Origin of the sequence: Rhodococcus sp. EPR-147, assembly GCF_001647185.1 — a bacterium.
Taxonomy (GTDB): Bacteria; Actinomycetota; Actinomycetes; order Mycobacteriales; family Mycobacteriaceae; genus Rhodococcoides.
This window is the reverse complement of sequence record NZ_LVCU01000194.1, coordinates 1-5,713: the sequence shown is the minus strand read 5'-3', so window position 1 is coordinate 5,713 and position 5,713 is coordinate 1. Positions and strand designations below refer to the sequence as shown.

Annotated in this window: 10 protein-coding genes; 5 read left to right on the top strand and 5 right to left on the bottom strand. The window is 62.3% G+C overall.

Features of this window, described 5'->3' with window-relative positions; translation table 11 throughout:
* A partial coding sequence (locus tag A2J02_RS28190; protein WP_197477989.1) for a hypothetical protein occupies positions 1 to 427 on the top strand: 427 nt, incomplete at its 5' end.
* A gap of 226 nt (positions 428 to 653) precedes the next feature.
* Here the strand turns inward: A2J02_RS28190 and A2J02_RS09770 are convergent.
* From A2J02_RS09770 to msrB, 3 genes are all read right to left on the bottom strand, one after another.
* Positions 654 to 1,280, bottom strand: coding sequence for a TetR/AcrR family transcriptional regulator (locus A2J02_RS09770; protein WP_032385465.1), 627 nt, complete (start codon positions 1,278 to 1,280; stop codon positions 654 to 656).
* Positions 1,281 to 1,367: 87 nt separating this feature from the next.
* Positions 1,368 to 1,928, bottom strand: a complete 561-nt coding sequence (gene msrA / locus A2J02_RS09765; protein ID WP_032385464.1) for a peptide-methionine (S)-S-oxide reductase MsrA — start codon at positions 1,926 to 1,928, stop codon at positions 1,368 to 1,370.
* On the bottom strand, positions 1,925 to 2,398 hold the full coding sequence (gene msrB, locus A2J02_RS09760) for a peptide-methionine (R)-S-oxide reductase MsrB (protein WP_032385463.1): 474 nt from the start codon (positions 2,396 to 2,398) through the stop codon (positions 1,925 to 1,927). Before msrB ends, msrA begins: the two co-directional genes overlap by 4 nt.
* Positions 2,399 to 2,807: 409 nt before the next feature.
* Between msrB and A2J02_RS09755 the strand changes: the two genes are divergently transcribed.
* Positions 2,808 to 3,401 (top strand): molybdopterin-dependent oxidoreductase, encoded by a 594-nt coding sequence (locus A2J02_RS09755; protein ID WP_032385462.1) that lies wholly within the window; start codon positions 2,808 to 2,810, stop codon positions 3,399 to 3,401.
* On the top strand, positions 3,398 to 4,129 hold the full coding sequence (locus A2J02_RS09750; RefSeq protein ID WP_170949168.1) for an FAD-binding oxidoreductase: 732 nt from the start codon (positions 3,398 to 3,400) through the stop codon (positions 4,127 to 4,129). Before A2J02_RS09755 ends, A2J02_RS09750 begins: the two co-directional genes overlap by 4 nt.
* Here the strand turns inward: A2J02_RS09750 and A2J02_RS29030 are convergent.
* Both A2J02_RS29030 and A2J02_RS28185 read right to left on the bottom strand, forming a co-directional pair.
* Positions 4,056 to 4,304, bottom strand: a complete 249-nt coding sequence (locus A2J02_RS29030) for a hypothetical protein (RefSeq protein ID WP_371828738.1) — start codon at positions 4,302 to 4,304, stop codon at positions 4,056 to 4,058. The two genes, A2J02_RS09750 and A2J02_RS29030, sit on opposite strands and share 74 nt — an antisense overlap.
* A 27-nt stretch (positions 4,305 to 4,331) precedes the next feature.
* The gene (locus A2J02_RS28185; protein WP_176456964.1) at positions 4,332 to 4,661 is read right to left on the bottom strand and encodes a DUF1003 domain-containing protein; all 330 of its coding nucleotides are present in this window, start codon (positions 4,659 to 4,661) and stop codon (positions 4,332 to 4,334) included.
* Here A2J02_RS28185 and A2J02_RS28180 point away from each other — a divergent pair.
* Positions 4,660 to 4,803 carry a hypothetical protein gene (locus A2J02_RS28180; protein WP_176456965.1) on the top strand — a complete coding sequence of 48 codons (144 nt, stop codon included), beginning with the start codon at positions 4,660 to 4,662 and terminating at the stop codon, positions 4,801 to 4,803. The genes A2J02_RS28185 and A2J02_RS28180 overlap by 2 nt on opposite strands.
* A gap of 471 nt (positions 4,804 to 5,274) precedes the next feature.
* A partial coding sequence (locus A2J02_RS28175) for a hypothetical protein (protein WP_197477988.1) occupies positions 5,275 to 5,713 on the top strand: 439 nt, incomplete at its 3' end.

Sequence of the window (5,713 nt, the reverse complement as noted above, 5' to 3'; positions counted from 1 at the left end):
GACCACCGACACAGCTCGTATCGACGACCCGCTCGACCGCGTGGAGAGCGAACAGTACAGCGCAACAACAGGATCGGCACTCGCCGGGATAGACGAAGACCTCGACAACGGCCTGCTCAAGCCTGCCGTATGGACCAGCGTCGACCTCTACCTCGCAAACCCCGACTGGTCATTCAGCGATATCGCACGCCACCTCGAGCTCCACACCTCGACGGTCTCGCGGCACATCAAGACCTGGACACAGGTACAGCAGAACATCGCCAGCGAACGCAGCACCGCAACCCCCACCGTCATCGACCATGCGTATAAGGCCGAAACCGATCACGGCCACAGTGCCGACGACGCGACCGAAGCGAGTTCCGGCTACGACGACGCCGGCTACGAGGCGATCAGCACTGATCGCGACTACGTTGGCGCGACGCGGTGACCCAGGAACGAGCCGACAGAACACGCGCCGTCAGAAGTGAGCGGCAGGGGAGTTCACGGCCAGCCCGTGATCACGCGCACGATGAGCAGCGCAATACCTCTGACCTCTGCAGGGTCGTGGGTCGTTCCCCTTCGATCCTTACACGCTCTCTTCTTTTCGAAACACAAGCGCACGCGTGAACCTACGGCTGGGGCGCGCGCGGTGAGCGTCTGACGGACGAGGTTGCTTACGTCGAATGCATACGAACCTGGGTGATCGCCATGTCGAGTACTACCCGCATGGGGCGAACATCTCTGGCCGTCTTGGCGAGTAGGTACCCTCCCTGCAAAGCCGCCAACAACCCGGTTGCCAAGGCGTGCGAGTCGGCGTGCGGGCTGACTACGTCATGCCTTTTCAATTGGTCGATCGCATCGCTCAGGAGTAGGAGCCAGGCCTCGAAGTGGGCGGCGATGGTTTTCCGGGTCTCTTCGTCATGATCGGCGATCTCGTTGGCCAGCGCCCCGAGCGGGCAACCGTAGGCCCCGTTTCGAAGCCCATTTCGGTCGACGAGTTCGTCACGCCACAGTTCGAGTCCGCGAAATGACTCGATCCTCTCGAGACGACGGCGCTGTTGTGACAGCACTGCGTCGGCGCGGACCTCGACGACTGCCAACACAAGTGCGCGCTTTCCGGCGAAGTGCTGGTAGAGCTGTGACTTCGAGGTTTCGCTCGCGGCCCGGACGTCGGCCAGGGTCGTGGAAGCAACACCGCGCTCGTACATCAACTGATCGGCCGCATCGACGATTCGTGCCTTCGTTGCGGCACCGCGCGTGGTCAAGCGGCGCGGGCGAGAGCCGCTAACGCTGTCGGTCATCTCCCCAGGCTAACTACACCGGTGTCGAGATCAGGGCTTCGCGGCCGGGCCGGGCCGAAAGATGGCCCGCGCCCGACCGGACGACCGCTACGCTCCCGCGCCCGACGAACTCCGATCAGGCAGCACCCAACCATCGCGGGGGAAGTGGCAGGTGTAGCCGTTCGGATATTTCTGCAGGTAATCCTGATGCTCGGGCTCAGCCTCCCAGAAAGGGCCGATCGGCTCGATCGTGGTGACCGCCTTACCTGGCCACAAACCCGACGCGTCCACATCGGCGATCGTGTCGCGGGCGATCCGCTCCTGTTCCGGTGTGACGGGGAAGATCGCGGACCGGTAGCTGGTGCCGCGGTCGCCTCGCTGTCGGTTCAGCGTGGTGGGATCGTGGATCTGGAAGAAGAGCGCCAGGATGTCGCGATAGGTCGTCTCTGAGGGGGCGAACACGATCTCGATGGCTTCGGCGTGGCCCGGGTGGTTGCGATACGTCGGATGCTCGTTATGTCCGCCGGTGTATCCGACGCGGGTCCCGAGTACCCCGGGATGACGGCGGATCAGGTCCTGCATCCCCCAGAAGCACCCGCCGGCCAGGACGGCCGTTTCCGCTGTCGCGCCGCTCGTGATCGTCTCGGTGTTGTTGATCTCGTTGGTCATGAGGCCGCTCCGTTCGAGGAATTTTGGTCGGTGTCGAACAACGTGGCGAAGTCGCCGTACCCTTCTTCGACCAGCCTGGAAGCGGGTACGAAGCGCATTGCGGCCGAGTTCATGCAGTACCTCTGGCCGCCGGGTTTCGGTCCGTCAGGGAACACGTGCCCGAGGTGGCTGTCGGCACCTGCCGAGCGCACCTCTGTGCGGCTCATCCCGTATGTCCGATCCACCTCGGTCGTAACGGCGGCGGCGTCGATGGGGGCGGTGAAACTGGGCCATCCTGTGCCGCTGTCGTATTTGGCGGTGGACGAGAACAGCGGCTGACCCGAGACGATGTCGACGTAGATGCCCGGTTCGTGGTGGTCCCAGTACTCGTTGCGGAACGCCGGCTCGGTCCCGCCCTGCTGCGTCACCCGAAGTTGCATGTCGTTGAGGCGGCTGACCGACTCAGGAGTCTTGCGGTAGTCGTTCGTCATCACGTGGGCTCCTCCTTGCGAATGGCGCGGCGGCCGCGCCATCGTATCGTTTAACGGACCTATGGGTCCAGATATTCCTGGCTATCTGCCGTAAGCTCCAGGCTGGATCGAAAGTGAGAAACCCGTTGGAAAAGCAATATTCGCCGCGAAAGTCCTAGGTTTTCCGATATATTCCAGTCACGAAACTGGACCCCAAAGTCCATATTTGGGTACTTAAACAGGAAGGGGACCGTGAGCTGCGCGAGGACCCGCGCCGAGGGCGTTCGCCGAGGAGCTCAACCGTTCCCCGACACGGCTGTCGGAGCACGACTCCAGACTTCCGGTCCAACTCGACGCTCGGTGATATGAAACAGTTTTCGGTTCCGTTCGCGTAGGCCGCGGTAGTGAATGCCCGAGGAAAGGTGCAGTCGTGGGAGTTATCAACAGTGGTTTCGGAAATCAGCGAAGGTCCACCGACGCTCGACTGCCCCCCGGGCAGACCCTCGCCCACGACTGGCCGGTGCTCTCGATAGAACCGACGCCGGCAATCGACGAGAGCCAATGGAGCTTTACGATCACGACCGAGGACAAAGTCGCACACCGGTGGAACTGGCATGAGCTGCAGAAGGTGGGCGTCGAGAACATCGTCACCGATATTCACTGCGTCACTCACTGGACCAAGCTGGACATGGCCTGGCGGGGTGTTTCGTTGGACCTGTTGTTCGACGATGTCGAGACCAGCTGCGACTACGTGATGGTTCATAGCTCCGGCGGTTACACCACGAACCTGCCGCTCGAAGATCTCCTCGATGGGCAGGCCTGGATAGCCACCGAGGCGGAAGGAGAACCACTCACACCCGAACATGGCGGTCCGGCCCGACTCCTGGTGCCCCACCTCTACTTCTGGAAGAGCGCGAAGTGGGTTCTCGGAATGGAGATGTTGCCCTCGGACGAACCGGGGTTCTGGGAACAGAACGGCTACCACCTTCGGGGCGACCCATGGCGGGAAGAGCGCTACTCGTGACAACCTCGAGCGGCGTCCAGTGGCATCTCGGGCGGGTGATCAGTCGGCGTTTCGAGAATCCATCGGCCGTGCGCCTCGAATTGGATGTGCCGACGTGGCCCGGTAACGACGCCGGAGCTCATGTGGATGTCCGGCTCACGGCACCGGACGGATACCAGGCGTCTCGGTCCTACTCTCTTGCGTCCTCGGGTGAGTCAACTCGCGTGGTTCTGATGGTCCAGGAACTGCCCACGGGCGAGGTGTCACCGTTTCTCGTACGTCACCTCGCGGAGGGTGAGGATGTCGAGGTGCAAGGACCTCTCGGACGCTTTTTCGTCTGGTCCCGCTCCGATACCGACCGCTCTCCTATCCAGCTCATCGCGGGCGGATCCGGAGTCGTGCCGTTGTTCGCGATTGCGTCCGCACGCGAACGCGAGGCGGACAGCTCCGACTGTCGGTTGTTGTACTCGGTCCGCAGTCCGCGAGACGAGATGTTCGCCGACGAGCTCGTAGGGTTGACACGAACTACCGTCGACATCGTGCACACCCGACAGTCCGCACCTGGATTCCAGGAGGGCGGGCGGTTGACCCGGAATACGATCGCCGAGCGGACGTTCGCCGCATCACGGTCTCCGCGCGTATTCGTTTGCGGGCCATCGCCGTTCGTGGAAGCCGTCACCGGGTGGCTTGTCGACCTCGGCCACGATGCAGCGCGGATCCGTACCGAACGATTCGGCGGCAGTTCGTGACTCGAGTCGATGCAAACAGGCACGTCGCCGGGTCGTCGGTATCGGCCTCCTGCCTCAGTTCACCGGAGCGCTGCATTCGCTGCAGACCGTCGGAGAAGTGGCGCTGCCACGCGTCGAAGCCGTCGGCCAGATCCTGCCGGGCCGTCTCCGGAGGGACCGGCGGCTCGTTGGCCATTGATCCGGAAGGGCAACTGTCCGTCTCCTATTTGCAGTCATCACCTTCACAAGTGCGTTCAGGCTCGACCGAAGCATGTAAGGCTCGATCTCGTTCCCATTGTTCGAGGGCGGTGGTGACCGCGGAACCGATCGAGTGCAGGTCGGCCTCGGTGTTCTGTGAAATCACGAAGGTCTCGATGTCTCGCGCGCGGTCACGATCGGACTCGCGGCGTTGAGAAAGCAGGATCAGCGGTCCTTGCAAGGCAGCAATGATCGCCAGAACCGTTCCCAGATAGTCGAGCATGGCTGACGACTCCGGATCGAAGATCGGCCGGATGGCGTTGATCACGAACCACGCAAAGATGGACAGCAACATGATCAGCAGGAAGGGCCAGGATCCGGCGACGCCGGCCACCCACGCCGCAGCCTTGTCTCCGGGGCTGGACCGCGACTCCCTGAACATGCTGAGTTGGTGCCCGCAGTGCGGACACGCGAACATCTCTCGGCCGACGGCATGACCGGAGTGCCCGGACATCTCGTGGCCGTGAATACCGGCAGTCTCAGCGGGGGTGACGGTTTCCGGTGACCGTCGGCCTGTTTCCTCTGGCCGCTCATCGCTCATCGTTGCAGTCCTTCCGGTGCGCTCTCGTCCGCAGTGAACGACTCTTCGACTGCCTGCACGCGGAAGCTACTGTGCCAGCTTTTTGTGGACCGTCAAGTCCAAATTCTGTTATGTTCGGCTTCGTGGCACCAAGTTTCTGTACTGTCTGCATCGCCTCGAAGATCTGCGGGCCGGAAGCCGGTAGGTCACTGCGCGGCGGCGTAACCTCATGACATTGCCCAGCGACCCTTGCCCGCGATCGCACGGTTGCCGCACTGAGCCGGGCAGGAAGCTGGCCTTCGATTCGACCTGTTAGGACGACATGAAGAACCCGGCTACGCCACCTTTTCCTGAGCCTCGACCAGTTGCGGATAGGGGCCCCGACGCCTTGAACGCCCAGATCCTCGGCGTCGAGCACTGGAGCCTTCTCGCCGCTCGGGGGGCACTCTGGCAGGAAATCTTCAGTCGCACGGGAACGTTCCTGGCGATTGTCTCGGCATCCGTCGTTGCCCTTTCGTTGATGGTCCAGGCAACTGGATTCGGGCAGAATTTCAGAGTCATTGCCTCGCTCGTTCTACCGCTGGTTTTGTTAGTTGGGTTGTCGACGTACACGAGGTTGCTAGAAGCTGACCTCGAAGATCTTTGGTTAGTCATTGGTATGAACCGTCTGCGGCACGCGTACCTAGATCTGTTGCCTGGCCTCGAGCCGTACTTCGTCACCGGGTATCACGATGATTGGGCCAGTCTCCTCCAGACATACGGTTTCGGACGGCGCATCGGAGTCCTTCATCTGTTCGGCGGATCCGCCGTCATCGTCGGAGTCGTGA

Bases quoted from the DNA above. Each gene is read 5' to 3' on its own strand.
- A2J02_RS28180 (WP_176456965.1), top strand. From the start codon at position 4,660: ATGATCAGCAGGAAGGGCCAGGATCCGGCGACGCCGGCCACCCACGCC.
- A2J02_RS28185 (WP_176456964.1), bottom strand. From the start codon at position 4,661: ATGTTGCTGTCCATCTTTGCGTGGTTCGTGATCAACGCCATCCGGCCG.
- msrA (WP_032385464.1), bottom strand. From the start codon at position 1,928: ATGACCAACGAGATCAACAACACCGAGACGATCACGAGCGGCGCGACA.
- A2J02_RS09770 (WP_032385465.1), bottom strand. From the start codon at position 1,280: ATGACCGACAGCGTTAGCGGCTCTCGCCCGCGCCGCTTGACCACGCGC.
- A2J02_RS29030 (WP_371828738.1), bottom strand. From the start codon at position 4,304: ATGGCCAACGAGCCGCCGGTCCCTCCGGAGACGGCCCGGCAGGATCTG.
- msrB (WP_032385463.1), bottom strand. From the start codon at position 2,398: ATGACGAACGACTACCGCAAGACTCCTGAGTCGGTCAGCCGCCTCAAC.